Source organism: Acidovorax sp. GW821-FHT09B03, assembly GCF_059418305.1.
Genome location: NZ_JBWKPP010000017.1, coordinates 30108 through 54162 on the forward strand (window position 1 = coordinate 30108; position 24055 = coordinate 54162).

The 24055-nt window shown below is 68.5% G+C and carries 21 protein-coding genes and 3 tRNA genes; 11 read left to right on the forward strand and 13 right to left on the reverse strand.

The features are described 5' to 3' along the window. The first annotated feature begins 8 nt into the window (after positions 1 to 8). The 7 genes from AC07PA_RS24745 to AC07PA_RS24775 all read left to right on the forward strand — a co-directional run bounded on the left by AC07PA_RS24745 (position 9) and on the right by AC07PA_RS24775 (position 10051). Complete coding sequence (locus AC07PA_RS24745; RefSeq protein ID WP_007859529.1) at positions 9 to 3191, forward strand: efflux RND transporter permease subunit; 3183 nt, start codon at positions 9 to 11, stop codon at positions 3189 to 3191. Between the two features lie 165 nt (positions 3192 to 3356). Continuing rightward, positions 3357 to 3443: transfer RNA gene (locus AC07PA_RS24750), tRNA-Leu, on the forward strand. A gap of 73 nt (positions 3444 to 3516) precedes the next feature. Next, positions 3517 to 4830 carry a trigger factor gene (gene tig, locus AC07PA_RS24755; RefSeq protein ID WP_007861418.1) on the forward strand — a complete coding sequence of 438 codons (1314 nt, stop codon included), beginning with the start codon at positions 3517 to 3519 and terminating at the stop codon, positions 4828 to 4830. A gap of 293 nt (positions 4831 to 5123) precedes the next feature. Continuing rightward, positions 5124 to 5732 carry an ATP-dependent Clp endopeptidase proteolytic subunit ClpP gene (gene clpP / locus AC07PA_RS24760; protein ID WP_007855689.1) on the forward strand — a complete coding sequence of 203 codons (609 nt, stop codon included), beginning with the start codon at positions 5124 to 5126 and terminating at the stop codon, positions 5730 to 5732. A gap of 203 nt (positions 5733 to 5935) precedes the next feature. Next, positions 5936 to 7201, forward strand: coding sequence for an ATP-dependent Clp protease ATP-binding subunit ClpX (gene clpX, locus AC07PA_RS24765; RefSeq protein ID WP_007855690.1), 1266 nt, complete (start codon positions 5936 to 5938; stop codon positions 7199 to 7201). Positions 7202 to 7391: 190 nt separating this feature from the next. After that, a complete protein-coding gene (gene lon, locus AC07PA_RS24770) occupies positions 7392 to 9818 on the forward strand; it encodes an endopeptidase La (protein WP_494609133.1) in 2427 nt (808 codons plus the stop codon). 157 nt (positions 9819 to 9975) lie between these two features. Beyond that, positions 9976 to 10051, forward strand: a tRNA-Gly gene (locus tag AC07PA_RS24775). A gap of 126 nt (positions 10052 to 10177) precedes the next feature. On the opposite strand, the gene AC07PA_RS24780 is transcribed toward AC07PA_RS24775, so the two are convergent. Next, the gene (locus tag AC07PA_RS24780; RefSeq protein ID WP_494609132.1) at positions 10178 to 11185 is read right to left on the reverse strand and encodes a GlxA family transcriptional regulator; all 1008 of its coding nucleotides are present in this window, start codon (positions 11183 to 11185) and stop codon (positions 10178 to 10180) included. 162 nt (positions 11186 to 11347) lie between these two features. Here AC07PA_RS24780 and AC07PA_RS24785 point away from each other — a divergent pair, with 162 nt between their 5' ends. After that, positions 11348 to 12553 (forward strand): DJ-1/PfpI family protein, encoded by a 1206-nt coding sequence (locus tag AC07PA_RS24785; protein WP_494609130.1) that lies wholly within the window; start codon positions 11348 to 11350, stop codon positions 12551 to 12553. On the opposite strand, the gene AC07PA_RS24790 is transcribed toward AC07PA_RS24785, so the two are convergent. The 4 genes from AC07PA_RS24790 to AC07PA_RS24805 all read right to left on the reverse strand — a co-directional run bounded on the left by AC07PA_RS24790 (position 12554) and on the right by AC07PA_RS24805 (position 14985). Then, on the reverse strand, positions 12554 to 13033 hold the full coding sequence (locus AC07PA_RS24790) for a YdeI/OmpD-associated family protein (RefSeq protein WP_494609129.1): 480 nt from the start codon (positions 13031 to 13033) through the stop codon (positions 12554 to 12556). Between the two features lie 231 nt (positions 13034 to 13264). After that, complete coding sequence (locus tag AC07PA_RS24795; RefSeq protein ID WP_146187919.1) at positions 13265 to 13720, reverse strand: hypothetical protein; 456 nt, start codon at positions 13718 to 13720, stop codon at positions 13265 to 13267. A gap of 213 nt (positions 13721 to 13933) precedes the next feature. Then, positions 13934 to 14386, reverse strand: a complete 453-nt coding sequence (locus AC07PA_RS24800; RefSeq protein ID WP_494609128.1) for a hypothetical protein — start codon at positions 14384 to 14386, stop codon at positions 13934 to 13936. Next, positions 14374 to 14985, reverse strand: a complete 612-nt coding sequence (locus AC07PA_RS24805) for a hypothetical protein (RefSeq protein WP_494609127.1) — start codon at positions 14983 to 14985, stop codon at positions 14374 to 14376. The genes AC07PA_RS24800 and AC07PA_RS24805 overlap by 13 nt, the downstream gene beginning before the upstream one ends. An 86-nt stretch (positions 14986 to 15071) precedes the next feature. On the opposite strand from AC07PA_RS24805, the gene AC07PA_RS24810 reads away from it, so the two are divergent. Continuing rightward, positions 15072 to 15971, forward strand: a complete 900-nt coding sequence (locus tag AC07PA_RS24810) for a LysR family transcriptional regulator (protein ID WP_494609126.1) — start codon at positions 15072 to 15074, stop codon at positions 15969 to 15971. Here AC07PA_RS24810 and AC07PA_RS24815 read toward each other — a convergent pair. The 3 genes from AC07PA_RS24815 to AC07PA_RS24825 form a co-directional block, all read right to left on the reverse strand. Then, positions 15935 to 16675, reverse strand: coding sequence for an aldolase (locus AC07PA_RS24815; protein ID WP_494609125.1), 741 nt, complete (start codon positions 16673 to 16675; stop codon positions 15935 to 15937). The two genes, AC07PA_RS24810 and AC07PA_RS24815, sit on opposite strands and share 37 nt — an antisense overlap. Before the next feature lie 3 nt (positions 16676 to 16678). After that, positions 16679 to 17683: a Bug family tripartite tricarboxylate transporter substrate binding protein gene (locus tag AC07PA_RS24820; protein ID WP_494609124.1), complete on the reverse strand. Its 1005-nt coding sequence runs from the start codon at positions 17681 to 17683 to the stop codon at positions 16679 to 16681. A 144-nt stretch (positions 17684 to 17827) separates the two neighbouring features. Further along, positions 17828 to 18652, reverse strand: a complete 825-nt coding sequence (locus AC07PA_RS24825; RefSeq protein ID WP_494609123.1) for a helix-turn-helix domain-containing protein — start codon at positions 18650 to 18652, stop codon at positions 17828 to 17830. 26 nt (positions 18653 to 18678) lie between these two features. On the opposite strand from AC07PA_RS24825, the gene AC07PA_RS24830 reads away from it, so the two are divergent. Beyond that, positions 18679 to 19371: an aspartate/glutamate racemase family protein gene (locus tag AC07PA_RS24830; protein WP_494609122.1), complete on the forward strand. Its 693-nt coding sequence runs from the start codon at positions 18679 to 18681 to the stop codon at positions 19369 to 19371. A gap of 49 nt (positions 19372 to 19420) precedes the next feature. After that, positions 19421 to 19494: transfer RNA gene (locus tag AC07PA_RS24835), tRNA-Cys, on the forward strand. A gap of 110 nt (positions 19495 to 19604) precedes the next feature. On the opposite strand, the gene AC07PA_RS24840 is transcribed toward AC07PA_RS24835, so the two are convergent. From AC07PA_RS24840 to AC07PA_RS24860, 5 genes are read right to left on the reverse strand one after another with little or no spacing between them, the layout of a single operon-like run. Next, the gene (locus AC07PA_RS24840; RefSeq protein ID WP_494609121.1) at positions 19605 to 19910 is read right to left on the reverse strand and encodes a gamma-butyrobetaine hydroxylase-like domain-containing protein; all 306 of its coding nucleotides are present in this window, start codon (positions 19908 to 19910) and stop codon (positions 19605 to 19607) included. After that, complete coding sequence (locus tag AC07PA_RS24845) at positions 19900 to 20919, reverse strand: HEAT repeat domain-containing protein (RefSeq protein ID WP_494609120.1); 1020 nt, start codon at positions 20917 to 20919, stop codon at positions 19900 to 19902. The genes AC07PA_RS24840 and AC07PA_RS24845 overlap by 11 nt, the downstream gene beginning before the upstream one ends. A gap of 10 nt (positions 20920 to 20929) precedes the next feature. Continuing rightward, the gene (locus AC07PA_RS24850; RefSeq protein ID WP_007856038.1) at positions 20930 to 21778 is read right to left on the reverse strand and encodes an ABC transporter ATP-binding protein; all 849 of its coding nucleotides are present in this window, start codon (positions 21776 to 21778) and stop codon (positions 20930 to 20932) included. Beyond that, complete coding sequence (locus AC07PA_RS24855; protein WP_145696082.1) at positions 21775 to 22584, reverse strand: ABC transporter permease; 810 nt, start codon at positions 22582 to 22584, stop codon at positions 21775 to 21777. Before AC07PA_RS24855 ends, AC07PA_RS24850 begins: the two co-directional genes overlap by 4 nt. A gap of 49 nt (positions 22585 to 22633) precedes the next feature. After that, positions 22634 to 24046 carry an ABC transporter substrate-binding protein gene (locus AC07PA_RS24860; RefSeq protein WP_494609119.1) on the reverse strand — a complete coding sequence of 471 codons (1413 nt, stop codon included), beginning with the start codon at positions 24044 to 24046 and terminating at the stop codon, positions 22634 to 22636. Positions 24047 to 24055 lie beyond the last annotated feature (9 nt).

The window sequence follows — 24055 nt, forward strand, 5'->3', positions numbered from 1 at the left end:
GGCCCGCCATGAGCCAGATCCAACCGAAAGAGGGGTTCAACCTCTCCAAGTGGGCGCTCGACCATCCGGCGCTCACGCGCTACCTGATGGTGGTGCTGATGCTGCTGGGCTTTGCGGCCTATTTCCAGCTGGGGCAGGACGAAGACCCGCCCTTCACCTTCCGCGCCATGGTGGTGCGTACCTACTGGCCCGGCGCCACGGCGCAGCAGGTGGCCGAACAGGTCACCGACAAGCTCGAGCGCACGCTGCAGGAGGTGCCCTACGCCGACAAGATCCGCAGCTACTCCAAGCCCGGCGAGTCGCAGATCATCTTCCAGATCAAGGACTCGTCCAAGGCCAGCGAGGTGGCCAACGTCTGGTACACCGTGCGCAAGAAGATCGGCGACATGCGCTACACCCTGCCCACGGGCATCCAGGGGCCGTTCTTCAACGACGACTTCGGTGACGTGTATGGCGTGATCTACGCGCTCGAATCCGAAGGCTTCAGCTACGCCGAGCTCAAGAACTTTGCCGACGACGCGCGCCAGCAGCTGCTGCGCGTGCCCGACGTGGCCAAGGTCGAGCTGTTCGGCGTGCAGGACGAGAAGCTGTTCATCGAGATCTCGCAAAAGCGCCTGTCGCAGCTGGGCCTGGACATGAACCAGGTGCTGGCCCAGCTGGGCCAGCAGAACGCCGTGGAAGGCGCAGGCGCCGTACAGACGCCGCTGGACCAGGTGCAGGTGCGCGTGGCCGGCCAGTTCAGCGCGGTGGAAGACCTCGCGGCCATGCCGATCCGCGGCCCCTCGGGCGCGCAGCTGCGCCTGGGTGACATCGCCGAGATCAAGCGCGGCTATGTGGACCCCACCGCCGTGAAGGTGCGCCACCAGGGCAAGGAAGTGATCGCCCTGGGGGTTTCCATGACCAAGGGCGGCGACATCATCGCCCTGGGCAAGGCGCTGCACACCGCCACCGACCGCATCGGCGCCGCACTGCCTGCCGGCGTGAAGCTGGTGAATGTGCAGGACCAGCCCAAGGCGGTGGCCACCTCGGTCAACGAATTCGTGAAGGTGCTGATCGAGGCCGTGGTCATCGTGCTGGCGGTGAGCTTCGTCGCGCTGGGCTTTCATAGGCGGCCCGGCAACAACCCGCTGTGGAAGCGCTGGTACATCGACCCGCGCCCGGGCCTGGTGGTGGGCATCACCATCCCCATGGTGCTGGCCGTGACCTTCCTGGGCATGTGGTACTGGAACATCGGGCTGCACAAGATCTCGCTCGGTTCGCTGATCATCGCCCTGGGCCTGCTGGTGGACGACGCCATCATCGCCGTGGAAATGATGGTGCTCAAGCTCGAGGAGGGCTATGACAAGGTGCGCGCCGCCACCTTCGCCTACGAGCTCACGGCCATGCCCATGCTCACGGGCACGCTGATCACGGCGGTGGGCTTTTTGCCCATCGGCATCGCCAAGTCGACCACCGGCGAGTACACCTTCGCGATCTTCGCGGTGACGGTGCTCGCGCTGGTGCTCAGCTGGATCGTCTCGGTCTACTTCGTGCCCTACCTGGGCACCCTGCTGCTCAAGGTGCCGGCCCACGTGGCCCATGCCCAGGAGCACCACGGCGTGGAGGCCGGCGGGCACGAGGTGTTCGACAGCCCGTTCTACAACGCCTTCCGCCGCCTGGTGACCTGGTGCGTGCGCCACCGCTGGATCACCATTGCCCTCACCGTGGGCACCTTCGGCCTGGGCATCTTCGGCATGGGCAAGGTGCAGCAGCAGTTCTTCCCCGATTCGAGCCGGCCCGAGATCATCGTGGACGTGTGGTTCCCCGAGGGCACCTCTTTCGCGGGCAACGAAGAGGTCACCAAGCGCGTGGAAGCGCGCCTGCTGGCCGAGCCGGGCGTGAACACGGTGAGCACCTGGGTGGGTTCGGGCGTGCCGCGCTTTTACCTGCCGCTGGACCAGGTGTTCCCGCAGAGCAACGTGTCGCAGTTCATCGTGGTGCCGCAGGACCTGAAGCTGCGCGAGAGCCTGCGCATCAAGCTGCCCGCGCTGCTGGCGCAGGAGTTCCCTGAAGTGCGCGGCCGCGTGAAGCTGCTGCCCAACGGGCCGCCCGTGCCCTACCCGGTGCAGTTTCGCGTGGTCGGGCTGGACCCGCTGGTGCTGCGCGCCCGCGCCGACGAGGTCAAGGCCGCCCTGCGCGAGAACCCCCAGATGCGCGGCGTGAACGACAACTGGAACGAGTCCGTGAAGGTGCTGCGCCTGGAAGTGGACCAGGCCAAGGCGCGCGCGCTGGGCGTGACCAGCCAGTCCATTGCCCAGGCCAGCAAGACCATTCTCTCGGGCACGCAGGTGGGCCAGTTCCGCGAGGGCGACAAGCTCATCGACATCATGCTGCGCCAGCCGCTGGACGAGCGCAATGCCATCACCGACATCGCCAACGCCTACCTGCCCACGGCGTCGGGCAAGTCGATCCCGCTCACGCAGATCGCCAAGCCGGTGTTCACCTGGGAGCCGGGCGTGATGTGGCGCGAGAACCGCGACTACGCCATCACCGTGCAGGGCGATGTGACCGAAGGCGTGCAGGGCGCCACCGTCACCGCGCAGCTGCTGCCCAGCCTGCGCGCCATCGAGGCCAAGTGGCGCGAGGCCGGGCAGGGCGGCTACCGCATCGAGGTGGCCGGTGCCGTGGAGGAAAGCTCCAAGGGCTCGGCCTCGATCGCGGCCGGCATCCCGATCATGCTGTTCGTCACCTTCACGCTGCTCATGCTGCAACTGCACAGCTTCAGCCGCGCGATGCTGGTGTTCCTGACCGGGCCGCTGGGCCTGGCCGGCGTGGCGGGCGCGCTGATCCTGCTCAACCGCCCCTTCGGTTTCGTGGCGCTGCTCGGCGTGATCGCGCTGATGGGCATGATCCAGCGCAACTCGGTGATCCTGATCGACCAGATCGAGCAGGACCGCGCCAAGGGCATTCCCGCCTGGGACGCCATCGTCGAGTCGGCCGTGCGCCGGCTGCGCCCCATCGTGCTCACGGCCGCCGCGGCGGTGCTGGCCATGATCCCGCTGTCGCGCAGCGTGTTCTGGGGCCCGATGGCCGTGGCCATCATGGGCGGGCTGATCGTGGCCACGGTGCTGACCTTGCTGGCCCTGCCGGCGATGTACGCCGCCTGGTTCCGCGTGAAACGGCCCGAGGACGAGCGGCTGGCCGCGGCCTGAGCCCCCGGGGCAATGCCCCTGCCGTGGGCGGGGGCAGGGTGAACCCTTGCATGCCATGGGCGTGCGGAAATCGGGGAGCCCTGCTTCTCAGGTTAAAATCTAAGGTTGACCGATTTCACACAGGCGGCGGGCATAGCTTGCCGCCTGTTTGTTTGTTGTTGAACCGCGCGGGTGGCGAAATTGGTAGACGCACCAGGTTTAGGTCCTGACGCCAGCAATGGTGTGGGGGTTCGAGTCCCCCCCCGCGCACCATCCATGTGAGACCTTGCGGAACACTGCGCAGCAGCGAGCACGATCACATTCTTAGAGTCTTAGAGGAATAGCCATGTCCGTTACTGTTGAAACCCTTGAGAAGCTCGAGCGCAAGATCACGCTGAGCGTGCCCCTGACCGCGATCCAGACCGAAGTCGACACGCGTCTGAAGCGCCTGGCGCGCACCGTGAAGATGGACGGCTTCCGTCCCGGCAAGGTGCCCATGAACGTGGTCGCCCAGCGCTACGGCTATTCCGTGCAGTACGAAGTGCTCAACGACAAGGTCGGTGAAGCCTTTGCCGTGGCTGCCAACGAAGCCAAGCTGCGCGTGGCCGGCCAGCCCCGCATCACCGAAAAAGACGGTGCTCCCGAAGGCCAGGTGACCTTCGACGCCATCTTCGAAGTGTTCCCCGAAGTCAAGATCGCCGACCTGTCGGACGCCGAAGTCGAGAAGCTGTCGGCCGATGTGACCGATTCGGCCATCGACAAGACCATCGACATCCTGCGCAAGCAGCGCCGCACCTTCGCCCAGCGCGCCCAGGGTGCCGCTGCCGAAGACGGTGACCGCGTGTCCGTGGACTTCGAAGGCAAGATCGACGGCGAGCCGTTCGACGGCGGCAAGGCCGAGGACTTCCAGTTCCTGGTCGGCGAAGGCCAGATGCTCAAGGAATTCGAAGAAGCCGTGCGCGGCATGAAGACCGGCGAAAGCAAGACCTTCCCGCTGGCTTTCCCTGCCGACTACCACGGCAAGGACGTGGCCGGCAAGACGGCTGACTTCCTGGTCACGGTCAAGAAGATCGAAGCCGCCAACCTGCCCGAAGTGAACGACGCCCTGGCCAAGTCGCTGGGCATCGCCGACGGCTCGGTGGAAGGCCTGCGCGCCGACATCAAGAAGAACCTGGAGCGCGAAGTCAAGTTCCGCCTGCTGGCCCGCAACAAGCAAGCCGTGATGGACGCCCTGGTGGCCAAGGCCGAGCTGGACCTGCCCAACGCCAGCGTGCAGGCCGAAATCGCCCGCCTGCTGGAAGGCGCCCGTGCCGACCTGAAGCAGCGCGGCCTGAAGGACGCCGACAAGGCCGAGATCCCTGAGGACGTGTTCCGTCCCCAGGCCGAGCGCCGCGTGCGCCTGGGCCTGGTGGTGGCCGAGCTGGTGCGTGCCAACGAACTGCAGGCCAAGCCCGAGCAGCTCAAGGCCCACATCGACGAGCTGGCCGCCAGCTACGAGAAGCCCGAAGACGTGGTGCGCTGGTACTTCGGCGACCGCCAACGCCTGGCCGAAGTGGAAGCCGTGGTCATCGAGAACAATGTGACCGACTTCGTCCTGGGCAAGGCCAAGGTGGTCGACAAGGCCGTGTCCTTCGACGAACTGATGGGCCAGCAAGGCTAAAAACCTGGGGCACCCCCTGAGTCGCTTCGCGCCTTCCCCCTTCTCTCATATTGCTTCGCAATCTGGGAGGGGGACGCCCCCGGTGCGGCGGGGCGGCCCTTGCACGGGGGCGCTGGCCTGGGTTGCGCCAGTTTCATGCCACGCAGGTGGTGTGCAGCGTTGGGGATAACTAAGATGCGCATACGGGTCGTCCTTTGCTGACGGCTCGGCATCGGTCTGATACAGGGGCTTGTGCTTTGGTGCACAAGCCCCAATTCATTTCTGGGTACAGTACGTGCCTGACTGGAGAAATAATGAGTTCACTGGATACACAAGCCCTGGGCATGGTCCCCATGGTCATCGAGCAGTCCGGACGCGGTGAGCGCTCCTACGACATCTACTCGCGCCTGCTCAAGGAGCGCATCATCTTCCTGGTGGGCGAGGTCAACGACCAGACCGCCAACCTGGTGGTGGCGCAGCTGCTCTTTCTGGAGAGCGAGAACCCCGACAAGGACATTTCGTTCTACATCAACTCGCCTGGCGGCAGTGTGACGGCCGGCATGGCCATCTACGACACCATGCAGTTCATCAAGCCCGACGTGTCGACCATGTGCGTGGGCTTTGCGGCCAGCATGGGCGCCTTCCTGCTGGCGGCCGGCGCCAAGGGCAAGCGTTTCTCGCTGCCCAACTCGAAGATCATGATCCACCAGGTGCTGGGCGGCGCGCGCGGTCAGGCGACCGATATCGAGATCCACGCCCGCGACATCCTGCGCACCAAGGACCAGATGAACCGCATCCTGGCCGAGCGCACGGGCCAGCCCCTGGAAAAGGTCAAGAACGACACCGAACGCGACTACTTCCTCACGGCCGACGAGGCCAAGGAATACGGCCTGGTGGACCAGGTGATCGCCCAGCGCCCCTGATCGGGGCCGTGCGATCGCGCGGCGGCGCTCGTTTCCCTGGCTTGCCTTGGCGTTGCGCCGGGGTTAAGTTATGAAAACTGCCCGCGGCCCGGGATGGATGCAGTGCATTCACCCCCGGTCGCAAGGGCGGTTTCCCCGGGAAAGAGCGCCGTTTTTTATTTGGTTATCATCCCGACAACTTTCCGTAACAAGGCATTGCCCCCATGGCCGAGAAAAAAGGCTCCTCCAGCGAGAAAACCCTCTACTGCTCTTTTTGCGGCAAAAGCCAGCACGAAGTGAAGAAGCTGATCGCCGGACCGTCCGTCTTTATCTGCGACGAGTGCATTGACCTGTGCAACGAAATCATCCGTGACGAGCTGCCCTCGGGCGAGCTGGCCAAGGACGCCAAGAGCGACCTGCCCACGCCGCTGGAGATCAAGACCAACCTGGACAACTACGTCATCGGCCAGGACCAGGCCAAGCGCACGCTGGCCGTCGCGGTGTACAACCACTACAAGCGCCTGCGCCACAAGGACAAGGCGCACAAGGACGACATCGAGCTGTCCAAGAGCAACATCCTCTTGATCGGGCCCACGGGCTCGGGCAAGACGCTCCTGGCCCAGACGCTGGCGCGCATGCTGGACGTACCCTTCGTGATGGCCGACGCCACCACGCTGACGGAAGCCGGCTACGTGGGCGAGGACGTGGAGAACATCGTCCAGAAGCTGCTGCAAAGCTGCAACTACGAGGTCGAACGCGCCCAGCGCGGCATTGTGTACATCGACGAGATCGACAAGATCTCGCGCAAGTCGGACAACCCCTCCATCACCCGCGACGTGTCGGGCGAGGGCGTGCAGCAGGCGCTGCTCAAGCTGATCGAAGGCACCATGGCCAGCGTGCCGCCCCAGGGCGGGCGCAAGCACCCGAACCAGGACTTCCTGCAGATCGACACGACCAACATCCTGTTCATCTGCGGTGGCGCTTTCGCGGGCCTGGAAAAGGTCATCGAGAACCGCACCGAGGCGTCGGGCATCGGCTTTGGTGCATCGGTCAAGAGCAAGAAGCAGCGTTCGCTGACCGAGGTGTTCACCGAGATCGAGCCCGAGGACCTGATCAAGTTCGGCATCATCCCCGAGCTGGTGGGCCGCATGCCCGTGGTGACGGCGCTGGCCGAGCTGAGCGAGGATGCGCTGGTGCAGATCCTGACCGAGCCCAAGAACGCGCTGGTCAAGCAGTACAGCAAGCTCCTGGCCATGGAAGGCGTGGACCTGGAGATCCGCCCCGCCGCGCTCAAGGCCATTGCCCGCAAGGCACTGGCCCGCAAGACCGGCGCGCGCGGCCTGCGCTCCATCCTGGAGCAGTCGCTGATCGGTACCATGTTCGACCTGCCCAACCAGAGCAACGTCGAGAAAGTCGTGGTGGACGAGTCCACCATCGAAGAAAGCAAGCCGCCGCTTCTCGTGTACCGAGAGGCTGCCAAGAAGGCCTAGGGCCCTGAGAGCGCAAGCCCACGCGTTCTGAGCGTTCCAAGATGTCCCGGCGGTGCCTGCAACTGACTGCATGCGCCGCGCCGGGCAGCCCTCGGTGCTGCCCTTCAACCCTTCTTCCAGCGCGGCTGGGGGAGGGGGTTGAAAATCCCCACATGTGGACCATCTGCCACAGAGTTAACTGAGGATTTCCATGTCCGGACATACCCCCCTGCCAGCCACCCCCATCGACCTGCCGCTGTTGCCCTTGCGTGACGTGGTGGTGTTCCCCCACATGGTGATACCGCTCTTCGTGGGCCGCCCCAAGAGCATCAAGGCGCTGGAGCTGGCCATGGAGGCCGACCGCCGCATCATGCTGGTGGCCCAGAAGGCCGCCGCCAAGGACGAGCCCTCGGTGGCCGACATGTTCGACGTCGGCTGCGTCTCCACCATCCTGCAGATGCTCAAGCTGCCCGACGGCACCGTGAAGGTGCTGGTCGAGGGCCAGCAGCGTGCGCTGGTCTCGTCCATCGAGGACGGCGAGACGCACTTCACCGCCACCGTGACGCCCGTGGAACCTGCTGCCGAGGCCGCAAAGCCCAGCGAGATCGAGGCCCTGCGCCGCGCGGTGATGCAGCAGTTCGACCAGTACGTCAAGCTCAACAAGAAGATCCCGCCCGAGATCCTCACCTCCATCTCCAGCATCGACGATCCGGGCCGCCTGGCCGACACGATTGCCGCGCACCTGCCGCTCAAGCTCGAGAACAAGCAGATCGTGCTCGACCTGTCGGACGTGAAGGCGCGCCTGGAAAACCTGTTCGAGCAGCTCGACCGCGAGGTCGACATCCTCAACGTCGACAAGAAGATCCGCGGCCGCGTGAAGCGCCAGATGGAGAAGAACCAGCGCGACTTCTACCTCAACGAGCAGGTCAAGGCCATCCAGAAGGAACTGGGCGAAGGCGAAGACGGCGCGGACATGGAAGAGATCGAGAAAAAGATCAAGCTCGCCAAGATGCCCGCCGAGGCGCGCAAGAAGGCCGATGCCGAGTTCAAGAAGCTCAAGCTCATGTCGCCCATGTCGGCCGAGGCCACCGTGGTGCGCAACTACATCGACGTGCTCACGGCCCTGCCGTGGAGCAAGAAGACCAAGATCAAGCACGACCTGGTGAATGCCGAGGGCGTGCTCAACGAAGACCACTTCGGCCTGGACAAGGTCAAGGACCGCATCCTCGAGTATCTTGCAGTGCAGCAGCGCGTGGACAAGGTCAAGGCACCCATCCTGTGCCTGGTGGGCCCTCCTGGCGTGGGCAAGACCTCGCTGGGCCAGTCGATCGCCAAGGCCACCGGCCGCAAGTACGTGCGCATGGCCCTGGGCGGCATGCGCGACGAGGCCGAGATCCGTGGGCACCGCCGCACCTACATCGGCGCACTGCCGGGCAAGGTGCTGCAGAGCCTGTCCAAGGTGGGCACGCGCAATCCGCTGTTCCTGCTGGACGAGATCGACAAGCTCGGCACCGACTTCCGTGGCGACCCGTCGAGCGCGCTGCTGGAGGTGCTGGACCCCGAGCAGAACCACACCTTCGGCGACCACTACGTCGAGGTGGACTTCGACCTGTCCGATGTGATGTTCGTCGCCACGTCGAACTCGATGAATATCCCGCCGGCCCTGCTCGACCGCATGGAAGTGATCCGCCTGTCGGGTTACACCGAGGACGAGAAGACCAGCATCGCCATGAAGTACCTGCTGCCCAAGCAGCTCAAGAACAATGGCGTGAAGGACGAGGAGCTCGAGATCACCGAGCCCGCCGTGCGCGACATGGTGCGCTACTACACGCGGGAAGCCGGCGTGCGCTCGCTCGAGCGCGAGCTGTCCAAGATCTGCCGCAAGGTGGTCAAGGGCCTGCAGCTCAAGAAGCTCGAGCCCAAGGTCATCGTCACGGCCGACAACCTGCCCGACTTCCTGGGCGTGCGCAAGTACACCTACGGCCGTGCCGAGGCGCAGAACCAGGTGGGCCAGGTGGTCGGCCTGGCCTGGACCGAGGTGGGCGGCGACCTGCTGACCATCGAAGCCGCCGCCATGCCCGGCAAGGGCGTGATCACGCGCACCGGCTCGCTGGGCGATGTGATGAAGGAGTCGGTCGAGGCTGCCCGCACGGTGGTGCGCAGCCGCTCGCGCATCCTGGGGATCAAGGACGAAGCGTTCGAGAAGCGCGACATCCACATCCACGTGCCCGACGGCGCCACGCCCAAGGACGGCCCGAGCGCGGGTGCTGCCATGACCACGGCCTTCGTCTCCGCGCTCACGGGCATCCCCGTGCGCGCCGACGTGGCCATGACCGGCGAGATCACGCTGCGCGGTGAAGTCACCGCCATCGGGGGCCTCAAGGAAAAGCTGCTAGCGGCCCTGCGGGGCGGCATCAAGACGGTGCTGATCCCCGAAGAGAACGTCAAGGACCTGGCCGAGATTCCGGACAACGTGAAGAGTGGCCTGGAGATCGTGCCCGTGCGCTGGATCGACAAGGTGCTGGAAGTGGCCCTGGCCAGCCGGCCCGTGCCGCTGACCGACGAGGAAGTGGCCGTGGCGGCCGCGCCTTCGGCCGAGAAGGCCGGCGCACCGGCGGCCGACGGCCTCAAGCACTGAGAGGGTGCGGGTACAGCCTTGGTGAAAAAGTCGATGGAATGAATTGATTGCAAATTTTTCTGGGGTTTTCCAGAGACCCCCAAAAAATGCGCTACAATTCACTCCATCGCAGCACACAACGTACTAAACGATGTACAATGTGAGGCTTCGGTAAAATGCGGGAATAGCTCAGTTGGTAGAGCGCAACCTTGCCAAGGTTGAGGTCGAGAGTTCGAGACTCTTTTCCCGCTCCATATTTCGCAAGCGGTGTCTTTCACAAGCACTGCAGGCAAGCAAAAAGGATCCTTCGGGATCCTTTTTTGTTTTCTGCCGTCCCTTCGCTCCCATTCATTCCGCCCCATCTGCTTGCGCCCGTTGTCTTACCGCGCGGGCCCGAAGCGCTCCCGGTACTGGCCCGGTGTGGTGCGCACGCGCTTCATGAAGGCGCGCTGCAGCGCGTCCACGCTGGTGAAGCCCGCGCGCTGTGCCACGCGGGCCAGCGGCCAGGCGGACGTTTCCAGCAGCGACTTGGCGCGGTCCACGCGCGCGGCCTCCACGAACTGCGCCGGGGTGAATCCCGTCTCGCGGCGGAAGGTGCGGGCAAAGGTGCGCTCGGTCATGCCGGCGCGCTCGGCCAGGGCCGCGTTGCTGCACGGGCCGGTAGGGTCGGCGATGAGGGCGGCGGCCAGGCTGCGAATCGGCGGCGTGGCCGTGGCCTGCACCGCCAGGCCGGTGCTGAATTGCGACTGCCCGCCGGGCCGCCGCAAAAACAGCACCAGCTCGCGCGCCACGGCCAGCGCCGTGGCCGCGCCGCAGTCCGCCTCCACCAGCGCCAGGCACAGGTCGATGCCCGCCGTCACGCCCGCCGAGGTGTAGACCGGGTGGCTGGCCACGAAGATGGCGTCCGGCTCCACCTCGATGGCCGTGCCCAGCGAGCCCAGCAGCTCGCAGCGGTTCCAGTGCGTGGTGGCCCGGCGTCCGTCGAGCAGGCCTGCGGCGGCCAGCACCAGTGCGCCCGTGCACACGCCCACCACACGGCGCGCGGCCGCTGCCCGGGCCTGCATCCAGTCCCGCAGGGCGGGGTGGCTTGCGGCGGCCAGCAGGGCCTGCTCGCTGCCGCCGGTGACCACCAGGGTGTCGATGCCGGGGGGCGCGTGCTGCAGCGCGACCACCGGGCCCAGCTGCAGGCCGGCGTGCGTGGCCAGGGGCTGGCCGGTGGGTGAGCACAGGGTCAGCCGGTAGGGCGCGGCGCCCGCCGGCAGGTGCTCGTTGGCCACCGCGAACACCTCCATGGGCCCGGCCACGTCGAGCATCTGCACACCGTCGAAGGCGATGAAGACCACCTCGGTACAAGCGGGTTGCGGGTCGGATGCGGTGCTGGGGGGCATGGGCTGGGGGCGTGTGGCAAGGGTGGGGCATGCTATCGCGCGCCGGGGTTGCCGGCCGCGGCGAAGGGTTGGCGGAAAGCGCAGGTGTTTTGTCCGACCGCAGGCGGCGGGGCCGCCTATCGTCACCGCACCGCGTTCGCGCCCCGTTCCTTCTGCTTGCCCATGGTGCCTTCTCCTTCCTCCCTCAACCGCCGCCAGGCCCTGGCCTGCTGCCTGGCGCTGGCCGGCACGGCTGCCTGCGGCTGTGCCGCCACCGCCGAGCGCCCGGCCCCGGGTGCCGTGCCCCGCCAGTCGCGCCAGGCCTTTGCCGACGAGCTGCGGCGCTCCCTGCGTGCTGCGGGCGGCTCCCGTCGGCCCGTGGTCGCCGTGCTCGCGCACAACGCGGGCACGGAGATCACGGACTTCCTCGTGCCGCACGCGGTGCTGGCCCGCTCGGGCGTGGCGCGGGTGCAGGCGGTGGCACTGCGCCGGGGGCCGGTGGCCCTGTTGCCCGCGCTGCAGGTGGAGGTGCCTTGCGGGCTGGACGATTTCGACCGGCAGCACCCGCAGGGGGCCGACTGCGTGGTGGTGCCCGCCATGCAGGTGGACGACGAGCCGGCCCTGCTGGACTGGGTACGCCGACAGTCTGCCCAGGGGGCCGCCATCGTCGGCGTCTGCTCGGGCGCGCGCGTGCTGGGCCGGGCAGGGTTGCTCGACGGGCGCGGCTTTACCGGTCACTGGGCCGACCGGCGCACGCTGCAAGCCCGCCACCCTACGGCCCGCCACGTCCCCGGCCAGCGCTACCTGGCCGACCGGGGCGTGGTGACCACCACCGGGGTGTCCGCGTCCATCCCCGTGTCGCTCGCGCTGGTCGAGGCCCTGGGCGGTACTGCCGCCGCGCAGGCGCTGGCGCGGCAGGTGGGGGCAGCGTCCTTCGGGCCGGAGCATCCGAGCGAAGCCTTCGGCCTCTCGGCACGGCGCGTGGCGGTGTACCTGGCCAACCAGGCCCGGGGATGGGCGGGCGGGCGCATGGCCGTGGGCATCGGGGACGGTGCCGATGACATCGGGCTCGCGCTGGCCATGGATGCGTGGAGCCGCACGCACCGCCTCGCCGGGCTCACGGTGCAGGCCGTTGCGGGCCGTCCTGTGGAGCCGCCCCTGCGCCTGGCCAGCGGGCTGCGCGTGCTGCTGCCGCCGCGCCCCGAGGGCACGCCATGGCCTGCACTGCCCTTGTACGCCGATGCCAGGCCCGCGCAGGTGCTGGACGCCGCCCTGTGCGACATCGGCCGGCGCTATGGCGCGGGCACACGCGACTGGGTGGCACTGGAGATGGAGCACCACCCGCTGGACAGTGCCGGCGGCTGCGCGGAGTCCGACGCAGGGAGCTAGCTATTGCGGGTCCCCGGCCCCCCACTGCTGCACCAGCAGCGCTGCACGGCGCTCGCGGGTCGCGGGGCTCTTGCCCGCGCGGATGTGCTCCATCGCCACGCGCTGCATGGCACCACTGAGGCCCTGCCATGCGGCGGCTCGCCCGGGTGACTGCGTGAGCAGGGCCTGCAGCTCGGCCGGCACGTCGGTGCTCGCGCGGGTCAGTTCCACCTGCAGCGCATCGCCCACGGCCACGCCGGCCGCCTTGCACCATGGGGCGGTGAACTCCAGGAACCAGGGCGACCGCGGGGAAGTGTCCCAGCGCTTGAGCGTGCGCCGCTCCAGTGCATGGCCGTTGGCCGTGCCTTCCACAAGCGTGGTGGCCTGCAGCCCCCAGGGCGCGACCACGGCATGGGGCAGCACCACGTACACGGGCAGGCGCGGGTCCTTGCGGGCCAGGGTGGCGGTGCAGCGCAGGGTGTCGGGTGCGGTGGCGGGCATGGGGATATTTTCAGGGGCCGGGGCCTTGGGGCGATCGATGGTCAGAGGCCGCCCCAGGTGCAGCGGGTGAAGCCGTGGACGGTGCTGATGCGCGCGTGGTGCGAGCCCTGCTCGCAGACGAGGCGCAGGCAGTCCTGGGCGGCGGCCGGCTGCGGCGATGTGGCCCAGGGACCAGGGCGCCGCGCAGGGCCGTGGGGCGGGGCCTTGGCGGTCGGGCGGGTGGCGCTTTTTTTACTTGAAAGTGCTGCTCAGGATCACCCACTCGATGCCGTCACCGTCGCCGCCCACGTCCTCGCGCGTGGCGATGTTGATACCCAGTTCCGGGCAGTCCTGGCCATCACCCAGCCACTGCGTATCGCGCAGCTGCAGTTTGGCTGCCTTGAAGCGCTTCTTCACTTCGGCAAAGGTGGTGCCGCCGTGCAGCGGTGCGCCCTGGTAGGCCAGCGTGCCGCCCAGGAACTCGATGTCCTGCACCTTGTCGCCGGCGTCGTAGCGCACGCGGATGAAGGTGGCCTTGTCGGCGCTCTGGAAATCGTCCTCGTCCTGGTAGCGGTCGGGCTTGGGCGGCACGAAGCCGGCGGAGGCCATGGCCGCACGCAGGGCCGCACGCGGCTGGCCGAAGTCGATCTTCAAGGCGCCGCAGGAGATGCCTTGGCGGGGCAGGAGTTGCCAGGTGGAAGGTGTCATGTGCTTGCTGCAGGGAACGGCCGGGCCGGCGGCGGTGCGGGTGGTGCCCTGCGCTTGTACTCCGGTGCTGCACAGCAGCAGGGCGAAGCAGCACAGCATCGGGGCGCCAAGGCGGGATGGGAGGAGCACGCGGGCCTCTGGGTCGGCGGTGGACTGGGATGGCAAGCATAGCGGCCCTGTCTGATCCCACGGCCTGGCAAAGGGGCTTTTGCGTCAACCCGCGTGGCTGGCAAAGCGCACGATGCGCCACTGGCCCGCCCTCGTGCGCTGCAGGACGATGCCGAACAGGCAAGGGCGGCCCTGGAATTCCACGGTGACCTGGGGCTCGTCAACCTCGCGCCCTGCGAGCCAGCGGCGCAGGCGGTTGCCATGGGACTGGAGGGGCAGGGTGTAGCCCACCTGTGCGGGTGGGCACAGCTGGCGGGCCGCATGGGCCTGGAACTGCTCCAGCGTGGTCCCGGTGGCCGCGTTGCGTGCCGTGCGCGCATGGGCGGCGGCAAAGCGGCCCTGCTCCACATCGCGCACGAAGGCCTGGGCCTCGGCGATGGCGCTGGCGGGCGTGTGCGGCTGGTGCAGCAGCCACCATGCCATGGCCCCGGCCAGTGCTGCTGCGGCGGCCACGGCCAGTGCGGCCCGGGGAGGGACGCTGCGCTTCAGGCCACCCACCAGTCCGCCACGAGGAAGGGGCGCTGCTGCCCCGGCACGCTGACCATGATGTGCCCGCGCCCACAGGTGGGGCCGCAGCGCGTGCCCAGGTAGCGGATGGACACGGCGGCCACAGGCTCCTTGGCGCCCGGAGGCAGCACCGCGGCCTGCCCGCGCTCCAGGTGGGCCAGCAGTACCCATTGGTCTTCACCGTCCAGCGCCTGCGTGACCTGGCTGCAGCCGTGGCCGTCCCGGGCGCTGCCGGCCGCTTCCAGCAGGGCGGCTGCGCGGCGCCCTTCGATCAGCGCCATGCGCTCGGCCTCGGTCTTCCATTGCGTGGGCTTGGCCGCTGCCTGGCGTGCCAGGGCCTCGCGGTCCAGCAGCACGGTGATGCCGTTCAACTGCACCGACAGGCAGGACGCCGCTGCCCGTGGGCGCTGGGCCACGCTGCGGGTCTCGTCCACCTCGGTGCCGGCGGGCGGGCGTTCGGGCGGCGTGCCTGCGCCGTGGGTCGTCATGCCGGCCCCCAGGCCCATGGCCAGCACGAGGTGCGCAAGAAGGCGCCGCGCACGGTGTCGGGTGGGGCGGGCGGGCGGCTGTGTAGCGAATGCATGGCGCATGGCGATGGTGGGTGGTGAGGAGCAGGGGCGGGCTGGATCATTCTAGGGGCCTGCAGATTCGCCGATGGCTGCATAGAATGGCTGCGATGCATGACAAGGACCGCCTGCTGCGCACATTTTTGCTGGTGGCCCAGGGCGGCTCGCTGCAGAAGGCTGCGGACAAGCTCGGCCTCACCCAGCCCGCGGTGAGCAAGCAGATCAGTGCGCTCGAATCCTTTCTCGAATGCGCCCTGTTCACGCGCCATGGGCGTGGCATGGCGCTCACGCCGCCGGGCCAGCGCCTGGCGCAAAGCGTGGCCGAGCAGTTCGCGCTGCTCGATGCCGCGCTGGACACGGCGCGCTCTGCTGCCGATGCCGTGCGCTATGTGCGCATCGCCTCTGTCAACACGCTGGCGGCCTACCTCTTGCCGCCTGTCGTCGCGCAGTTGCGGCAGGCACACCCGGTGCTGGTCGTGCGGCTGGACACGGCCAGCTCTCCCGATGTGGTGGACCAGGTGGTGCGCGGCCACGCGGACCTGGGCATGGTCTACGACCTGGCGGTGAACACCGATGCGGTGCAGGTGCAGCGCCTGTACCACGAGGAGATGTGTGCCTATGGCCTGCTGCCGCCGGGGGCGCAGGCCGTGCCGCTGACGGTGGCTGCGCTGGCGCAGCGCCCGCTGATCGTGCCGCCCCGGCCTTATGCCCTCAGGCGTGTCATCGAACGCGAGCTGCCCGGACCGCTGGCCATCGCCGCCGAATGCAGCTCGGTCAGCGCCTCGCTGGACCTGGCGGCGGCTGGCGTGGGCATGGTCATCCTGCCCAGCGCGCTGCCCGAGCTGGCCGTGGCACCGCGCGGCCTGGCCCGATTTGCCATCGCCGATGCCGATCTGGGCCGGCAGGTGGTGGTGATCCACCGCGCCGGCCCCCAGCCGCCGCAGGCGCTGGCGGCCGCGCTGCAGGTGATCGGTCAGTTCGCGGCCCGTGCCGCCTGGCGTGCCCAGTAGTCGAACGTGCCATTGACGATGGCGCCCTGGAGCAGGAAGTCGTGCGCCTCCTTCGCGGCTGCGGGCTCCACCGGCTGTAGCGGGCCGATGGCCAGGGCATCCAGGCACATGCGTGCGTTGCGCTCGGCAAACACGTTCAGGTAGACGGCCTCCTGCAGCGTGGCCCCGGTGCAGACGATGCCGTGGTTCACCAGCATGGCCGAGCGCCGGCCCGCCAGTGCGCCGGAGATCAGCGCGCCCTCGTCGTCGCCGGTGGGCACGCCCGGCCAGTGCGCCAGGTAGCCGCAGTCCTCGTGGAACACGGCGGCATCCATGTGCGCCACAGGCATGGGGATGCCCAGCATCGACAGGGCCGACAGGGCGGGCGGGTGTGTGTGCACGATGGCACGCACACCGGGGTGGTGGCGGTAGATCCAGCTGTGGAAGCGCACGCCGGGGTTGGCCTTGCCGCGGCCCTCCAGCGTGACCAGGTACTCGTCGATGAGCAGGGTGGAGTCCTCGCCGGCCTCTTCGAGCCCGGTGCCCAGGGCCAGCGTGAACATGCGCGACGAATCGCCATCGCGCATGGTCACCTGGCCGGCCAGGCCGCAGGCATGGCCCTGGTGGGCCAGGATGTGGCAGGCGTCCACGAAGGTGTTGCGGGGGCGGGCGTCGCGCGTGCCGCTGCCCGCGACAGGGTCCAGGTGCAGGGTTTTTTCTTGCATGGCTCAGTTCTCCAGTTTGATGCCGCGCTCCTGGATGAGCGCGCGGTTGGATTGCAGCTCCGTGCGCATCAGCGCGCTGAAGTCCGCAGGGGTGCTGGCAAAGGGCGCAAAGCCCAGGGCCTGCATGCGCGTGGCGAATTCGGCGCTGGTGACGACGGATTCCAGCGCGGCGGCCAGGCGTGCCGCGGCCTCCGCCGGCATGGCTGCCGGCCCCACCACGCCCACCCAGGGCGCGAAGTCGAAGCCCTTGAGGCCCGATTCGTGGAAGGTGGGCACGTCCGGCATCAGCGGGCTGCGCTCCAGCGTGGCCACGGCAATCGCCTTCACCTTGCCCGTCTTCTGGTACTGGCTGGCCAGGTTGGTGTCGATGAAAGTCAGGTCCACATGGCCGGCCACCACGTCGGCCAGCGCCGGCGCACCGCCGCGGTAGGGGATGTGCGTGACGAACACGCCCGAGCGTGCCTTGAAGGTCTCGAAAGCCAGGTGCGGCGGGCTGCCCACGCCCGCCGAGCCATAGGTCAGCTTGGCCGGGTGGGCTTTGGCGTAGGCGATCAGTTCGGCCGGCCGGGGCGCGGCCGCGATGCCGGGCTGGGCCACCATCACCAGCGGGATCCTGGCCACCGTACCGATGTAGCGGAAGTCCTTGGCCACGTCGTAGGACACCTTGGGCTGCAGCACCGGGTTCACGGCCAGCGCGCCGACGTCGAGCAGGCCGATGCTGTAGCCGTCCGGCGCGGCGCGGGCAATGGTCTCGGCTGCCAGCATGCCGCCGGCACCGGGCCGGTTGTCCACCACCACCGGCTGGCCTAGGCGGGTGGCCAGCCGCTCTGCCGCCAGGCGGGCAATGGTGTCCACCGCACCCCCCGGCGCCTGCCCGATGACGATGCGCACGGGGCGGCTGGGGTAGCGGTCTGCAGGGGTGGGCGCTGGCTGCGCGAACACGGACAGAGCGGTGCCCATCAGGCTGGCCAGCAGCAGCGCGGAGAGGGGGCGAAAGCGTGATTTCATCGGTGTACCTCGGGTGGGGAGTGGGGCCGCCGAAGCGGTCCACGCAGTCTAGGTACGGCCTTTTCATCGCGGCAGTGGCCCGGGGGCAACTCCGCCATGACGGGGAGTTATGGCTCGCGCGCCACGGCGCAGGCGCCATGCCGGTCAACGGCTGGTGCGGCTGCGGTAGTCTGCGGGCGTGGTGCCGAATGCCTTGCGGAACGCCGTGCCCATGTGCGACTGGCTGGCGTACTGGGCCGCGGCCGCCACATCGGCCAGCGTGCCCTGCTCCGCCGCATGCAGCAGGTGGCGGGCGCGCTGCAGCCGGCGCTCGTTGACGTAGGCGTGGGGCGTCATGCCGGTGAGCTGCTTGAAGTGGCGCAAAAAGGCCAGCGGCGTGAGCTGCAGCCAGGCGCTCATCGCGGCGAGCGAGAGGTCCTCATCGGGGTGGCCGACCTCGTCGTCGATGCGCTCGAGCACGCGGGCATACAGTGGCCGCAGTTCGGCCAGGGCACTGGGGGTGGCAGGGGCGGCCTGCATGGCATCCAGTCCAGCCAGCAGGCTTTGCGCCAGGGGCTCCAGCGCTGCAGGCGGGGCTTGGCGCACCAGCAGCCCCCGCAGGGCCAGGGCTTGGCGCAGCAGGGCGGGTGGGGCGGTGCACTGCGGGCGCGTGGGCGGGCCAGCTGTGCCATCGTCGGGCGCAGCATTCCAGCGGATCACGAGGTACTCACCGCCTGTGGGCGATTCCGAAAACACGTCCAGGCCCGGCGGCGTGTACGAGAGGGTGCCCATCCAGGTGTCGAAGTCCTCGCGCCGGTCCGTGCCGATGGCGTGTACGCCGGCCTGCCGCTCCAGCGCCATGCCCAGCGAGGCGCGCTGTGGGTTGTCATGGGCGCTGTAGGGCGCGCGCGCGAGCAGTTCCACCGTGAGGCCAGTGGCAGGGGCCGCTGAAATTCCGTGATAGACGATGGACTGCACGGCACGGATCATGGCATTTTTTTGCGAAGGAGCTTCGTGTGAAGACCATAGGCCTGATCGGTGGCATGAGCTGGGAATCCACCGCCGAGTACTACCGCCTCATGAACCAGGAGGTGCGCACCCGCCTGGGTCCGCTGCGCTCGGCGCAGCTGCTCATCCACAGCGTGGACTTCGGCCCCGTCGCCCAGGCCCAGCACGAAGGCCGCTGGGACGACGTGGGCGAGCTGCTGGCCGGCAGCGCGCGCCGCCTGCATGCCGCGGGGGCCGACGCCATCGTGCTGTGCACGAACACCATGCACAGGCTGGCCGGCACCATCGCCGCCGCCACGCCCCTGCCGTTCCTGCACATTGCCGCGCCCGTGGGCGAGGCCGCACGCCAGCGCGGCCTGCGCAGGCTGGGCCTGTTGGCCACAGCCTTCACCATGGAGCAGCCCTTTCTGAAGGACAAGCTTGCGCAGGACCACGGCCTGCAGGTCGTCACCCCCGACGCGCCCACGCGCGCCGAGGTGCACCGCGTGATCTACGAGGAGCTGTGCCAGGGCATCGTGCGCGACGCCTCGCGCGGCTTCTACCAGCGTGCCATTGCGCAACTGCAGGCACAAGGCTGCGACGCCATCGTGCTGGGCTGCACCGAGATCTCGCTGCTGGTGCAGCAGGTGCACAGCCCGCTGCCGTTGCTGGACACCACGGCGCTGCACGCCAGGGCGGCCGTGGACTTCGCTCTGGCATAGCGGTGGTTTTCCAGACCTGCCGCAAATTCGGTTAGAATCTGAGGCTCACGGCGCGATAGCAAAGCGGTTATGCCCCGGATTGCAAATCCGGTTAGACCAGTTCGACTCTGGTTCGCGCCTCCAGAATTTTCCAAGCCAGTATTGAAAAGCCTGCTATTTCATCGATAGCGGGCTTTTTTCTTTTGGTCGTTCCATCGCCCGTATTTTCCCGGCTTCAGCGGGCTGTTTCTGGGCTAAGAGCCGCTGGCGTGCTGCCGTTCGAGCAATCCCCTGAGAAACCCCCACGGAAAAATCCCGCGGTCGTGCCCGTCGCTGAACACGAACTGCACCCCGTAGGCTCCCACCGGCTGGATGGCTGCCACCTGGACCGCGGCCTCCGGGGCCAGCCCGCTCAAACCATTGCCGCGCAATGCCTTGCAGTCGGCGCAAGGGCAGTGGGCGCGCAGCACGGGGTAGGCCACCACCTGCCGCTCCCCGTCCGCCCAGAAGAACTCGAGTGCCGCGCGTGCACGGTGGTCGACGATGGAGTCAGGCGCCATGGGGTGTGCCCGACTGCGTTGCTGCTGCGGCAGCGATCTGTGCGATGGCCAGGCGCACGGACTTGCGCACCTCCGGGTCCGGGTCGTGCGCGGCCTGTTCCAGCCCGGGCAGCGCTGCGGCATCGCCGATTTCGCCCAGGGCCAGCGCCGCCTCCTTGCGCAGGTTGCTGATACTGTGGCCCAGTGCCGCGAGCAGCGGGGCCACGCTGTCGGCGCTGCGCAAGCGGCCCAGGCTGCGCGCAGCGCGCAGGCGCACCTGCCAGTAAGCATCATCCAGCGCCACCAGCAGGGCGCCGGTGGCCGCCGGCTGCTGCAGCTTGCCCAGCGCGGTGGCCGCTTCCTCGCGCACCTGCCAGCTGGCATCGCGCAGCGCTGTTTCCAGCGCGGCGCGGGCGCCGGCGTCGCCTGCCGCAAAGGAGAGTGCGCCCACGGCCGCACGGCGCACCTCGTCCACGGCGTCGGTCACCGCGAGCGCGGCCAGGGCGGGCAGCGCGGGCGCATGCTTGAGGTAGCCGAGCACGCCGATGGCTTCGCGGCGCAGCGCCACGGCCTCCGCCGTGTCCTGCCCAGGGCCTGGCTCCTGCAGCACCGCCAGCGCAGGCGCGGCGCTCGCCGGCACGCGCAACTCGCGCAGGGCGCGCAGCACGGCCGCGCGCACCCGCGCAGGCCCTCCATTCGCGTACGGCAGCAGCCATGCCGCGCAGGCAGGGTCTTTCAGCTCGGCCAGGCTGTGGGCGGCGGCCTCACGCACCTGGGCATCGGGGTCGTCGAGCACCTGGGCCAGGCCTTCCACCGCGTCCTGCTGCTCCATGGTTTCCAGCGCCAGCGCGGCCGCGGCGCGCACGGCCGGCGTATCGTCGCGCAGGGCCGCGACCAGCCAGGGCGCATGCGCCTCGTCGGCCAGATCGCCGAGGTCCATCACGGCGATGCGGCGCACCTGTGCATCGGTCGAGGCCAGGCGTTCGGCAAGGGCCTGCAGTTCGGGATCGTCGAGGGTCGAGGGATTCATTGGCGGTGGTCTAGATGGCGAAACGCAGTTGTGCAGCCGTGGGCGCACCCAGCGGCGTGAGGCGTTCCAGCGGCGCGCTGGCCGCCGCATGGGGATGCAGCAGTTGCAGGCATTGCCGCTTGAGCGCGGTGAATTCGGGCGAGGTGACCAGCGAGGGATCGCGCGGCCGCGCGAAGCCGAGCGCGAACTCGGCGACGATGCGGCCCGGCCGTGGCCCCATCACGAGCACCCGGTCGCCCAGGAACAGGGCTTCGTCGATGTCGTGCGTGATGAAGACGATGGTGGTGCGCACGCGCGCCCAGGCATCAAGCAGCTGGCGCTGCATCATGAGCCGGGTCTGGGCGTCGAGCGCGCCGAAGGGCTCGTCCATGAGCATCACGCGCGGACGGTTGATGAGCACGCGCGCAATCTCCGCGCGCTGCTGCATGCCGCCCGACAGCTGCGAGGGGTAGAAGCCCGCGAAGTCGCCGAGGCCGACGACACGCAGCATCTCCTGCGCGCGCGCATGGCGCTCGCGGCGGCCCACGCCCTGCATCTTGAGGCCGAAGGCCACGTTGTCCAGCACCTTCTTCCACGGAAACAGGGTGTGGTGCTGGAACACCAGGCCGCGGTCCGGATGCGGTCCGTGCACCGGCTCGCCGTCCACGCGGATGGCACCGCCGGCGGGCGTGAGGTGGCCGGCCAGCGCGCCCAGCAGCGTGGACTTGCCGCAGCCCGAGGGGCCGAGCAGGCAGATGAACTCGCCGGGCTCGGCGTGCAGCGTGATGTCCTGCACGGCATCGAAGGCCTGGGCGCCCTGGCCCAGGCGCACCCGCAGGCCGTCGATGGCGATGCGCCCGGTGCGCACGTCGGCCTTCATGAGCGCTGCTCCTGCAACGCGCGCCAGGGCATCAGCGCCTGGCCGGCGTGGCGCACCAGCGTGCTGCTGCCCATGCCCAGCACACCGATGCACAGCATGCCGACCACGATGTCGGCGTAGTTCTGGATCGTGTAGGACATCCAGGTGTAGTAGCCGATGCCGAACTGGCCCGAGATCATCTCGGCCGTGACCAGGCAGAACCACGCCGTGCCCATGCCGATGGCCAGGCCGGTGACGATGCTGGGCAGTGCCCCGGGCAGCACCACCTCGCGGAACACGGCGAGGCGGCCCGCGCCCAGGCTGCGTGCCGACGCCACGAGGCGCGCATCCACGCCATCCACGCCGTGCACCGTGTTGAGCAGCACCGGGAACAGCGCACCGACGAAGGTGATGAACACCATCGACGCCTCCGACGAGGGGAACATGAGGATCGCCAGCGGAATCCATGCCACGGCGGGAATCGGGCGCAGGACTTCCAGCGGCGGCAGCAGCGTGTCTTCGGCCCAGCGGGCGCGCCCGATGGCCAGGCCCAGCGCCACACCCACCACGGCGGCCAGCCCGAAGCCGATGAACACGCGGCGCAGGCTGGCCCCGAGGTGCTGCAGCACCAGCGGCGATTGCACCAGGGCCCAGGCGGACGCGGCCACCTCGCGCGGCGGCGGCACGTTCTGGAAGGTGATGAAACCCAGGTTGATGCGCTGGCCGGTGGCCAGATGCCAGGCGAGCACGCAGGCGAGCAGCGCGGCGATGCGCCAGGCCGCGCGCGGCAGGCCGGCGCGCAGGGTCAGGGAGGTGGAACTGGCCATGGTCGGTCAGGAGCGGTTGGCGCGTGGTGCAGTCGGGTGGGAGGGGGCGTCAGCCGGCCAGCGCGGCGCGCACGCCGGCGAAGTCCGCCACCTTGCCCCCGTGCCTGGCGGCCCAGGCATCGGCCTGCTCCTTGAGCAGGAAGGCATCGACCTCGCCCTTTGCGCCCAGCACGAACCAGGCATCGGCCGCGAGCAGCTTGTTGCCGCTGTTGCGGTCCTGGGCGTAGACCACGCGGGCCTTCTTGCCGGCCTTTTCCAGCCTGTTCAGGTCACCCAGGGCATTCTCGGGCGAGGCGTAGTGCCGCACCAGCGGTTCGCCGGCCACCCAGACCTGGGCCACGCGGGCCACGTCGGTGATGGGCTTGCCGGTCACGGCGTCCTTGGCCACCAGCGGTGCGCGGGCGTAGTTCTTGAGCTGGCGGTCGTAGTCGAGGCCCGCCTCCTTGAAGGCCGTGCGGATGTAGCCGTCCTGGACGAAGGCCTCGGCATCGATGTCGTTGTCGGTGCGCTTGAGCAGGCGCAAGGTCTCCAGCGAGGTCTTCACCGCCTGGCGGTACTCGGGCTTCCAGCTCAGGTCGCGCGTCTGCAGGCCCAGCGGGCCGTGGAACAGGTAGTTGACCTCGGCCTCGATGCCGGTTACCTTGGCGATCAGCTCGCTGTATTTTTCGGGTTCGGCGGCCACCAGGCGATCGGCTTCGAGCGCGGCACGCAGGTAAGCGGCGACGATCTCGGGGTACTTCTTGGCGTAGTCCTCATCGACCAGGCTGCCATGGAAGGTCGGCGCATTCGCCTGCGAGCCATCGTAGATCTTGCGTGCGAAGCCGCGGTAGGGGAACAGCTCGGCGAAGGGCACGAAGTCCGCATGCGCCTCGACCTTGCCGGCCTGCAGCGCCGGGCCTGCCACCTCGGGCGCCTGGGTGGTGATGGTGACATCCTTGAGCGGATCCCAGCCCTGTGCCTGGATGGCGCGCAGCAGCATGCCGTGCGAGGTCGACGCGAAGGGCACCGAGATGGTCCGGCCCTTGAGCTCGGCGAGCGACTGCACCTTGGAATCCTTGGGTACGACGATGCCGTTGCCGCTGCCGGTGGTGCTGCCGGAGAGCACCGTGATGAAGATGCTTTTCTTGCCCGCCTTCTGGAAGGCCGCGCCGTTGAAGCTGCCCGGAAAGTCGGCCATGGAGCCCAGGTCGAGCTTGCCTGCCACCATTTCATTGGTCAGCGGTGCGCCGGAGGTGAAGTTCTTCCACTCGATCTGGTACTGCGCGTCCTTGTACTTGCCGGTGCGTGGCAGGTATTTCTCCAGCAGCTTGAGCTCACGGATCAGCAGGCCACCGGTGGCGCAGTTGATCGTGGTGTCCTGCGTGCCGATGGCGATGCGGATGGTCTCGGCCTGGGCAGCCGGAAAGGCCAGCGCCAGGGCAAGGGTTGCGCCCCACAGGGCCAGGGATCGTGCGTTTCTCATCGTGGTTTC

Excerpts from the sequence above, each read along its gene's own strand:
- AC07PA_RS24745 (WP_007859529.1), top strand. The coding sequence starts at position 9 with ATGAGCCAGATCCAACCGAAAGAGGGGTTCAACCTCTCCAAGTGGGCG.
- tig (WP_007861418.1), top strand. The coding sequence starts at position 3,517 with ATGTCCGTTACTGTTGAAACCCTTGAGAAGCTCGAGCGCAAGATCACG.
- clpP (WP_007855689.1), top strand. The coding sequence starts at position 5,124 with ATGAGTTCACTGGATACACAAGCCCTGGGCATGGTCCCCATGGTCATC.
- clpX (WP_007855690.1), top strand. The coding sequence starts at position 5,936 with ATGGCCGAGAAAAAAGGCTCCTCCAGCGAGAAAACCCTCTACTGCTCT.
- lon (WP_494609133.1), top strand. The coding sequence starts at position 7,392 with ATGTCCGGACATACCCCCCTGCCAGCCACCCCCATCGACCTGCCGCTG.
- AC07PA_RS24780 (WP_494609132.1), bottom strand. The coding sequence starts at position 11,185 with ATGCCCCCCAGCACCGCATCCGACCCGCAACCCGCTTGTACCGAGGTG.
- AC07PA_RS24785 (WP_494609130.1), top strand. The coding sequence starts at position 11,348 with ATGGTGCCTTCTCCTTCCTCCCTCAACCGCCGCCAGGCCCTGGCCTGC.
- AC07PA_RS24790 (WP_494609129.1), bottom strand. The coding sequence starts at position 13,033 with ATGCCCGCCACCGCACCCGACACCCTGCGCTGCACCGCCACCCTGGCC.
- AC07PA_RS24795 (WP_146187919.1), bottom strand. The coding sequence starts at position 13,720 with ATGACACCTTCCACCTGGCAACTCCTGCCCCGCCAAGGCATCTCCTGC.
- AC07PA_RS24805 (WP_494609127.1), bottom strand. The coding sequence starts at position 14,985 with ATGCGCCATGCATTCGCTACACAGCCGCCCGCCCGCCCCACCCGACAC.
- AC07PA_RS24810 (WP_494609126.1), top strand. The coding sequence starts at position 15,072 with ATGCATGACAAGGACCGCCTGCTGCGCACATTTTTGCTGGTGGCCCAG.
- AC07PA_RS24815 (WP_494609125.1), bottom strand. The coding sequence starts at position 16,675 with ATGCAAGAAAAAACCCTGCACCTGGACCCTGTCGCGGGCAGCGGCACG.
- AC07PA_RS24820 (WP_494609124.1), bottom strand. The coding sequence starts at position 17,683 with ATGAAATCACGCTTTCGCCCCCTCTCCGCGCTGCTGCTGGCCAGCCTG.
- AC07PA_RS24825 (WP_494609123.1), bottom strand. The coding sequence starts at position 18,652 with ATGATCCGTGCCGTGCAGTCCATCGTCTATCACGGAATTTCAGCGGCC.
- AC07PA_RS24840 (WP_494609121.1), bottom strand. The coding sequence starts at position 19,910 with ATGGCGCCTGACTCCATCGTCGACCACCGTGCACGCGCGGCACTCGAG.
- AC07PA_RS24845 (WP_494609120.1), bottom strand. The coding sequence starts at position 20,919 with ATGAATCCCTCGACCCTCGACGATCCCGAACTGCAGGCCCTTGCCGAA.
- AC07PA_RS24850 (WP_007856038.1), bottom strand. The coding sequence starts at position 21,778 with ATGAAGGCCGACGTGCGCACCGGGCGCATCGCCATCGACGGCCTGCGG.
- AC07PA_RS24855 (WP_145696082.1), bottom strand. The coding sequence starts at position 22,584 with ATGGCCAGTTCCACCTCCCTGACCCTGCGCGCCGGCCTGCCGCGCGCG.
- AC07PA_RS24860 (WP_494609119.1), bottom strand. The coding sequence starts at position 24,046 with ATGAGAAACGCACGATCCCTGGCCCTGTGGGGCGCAACCCTTGCCCTG.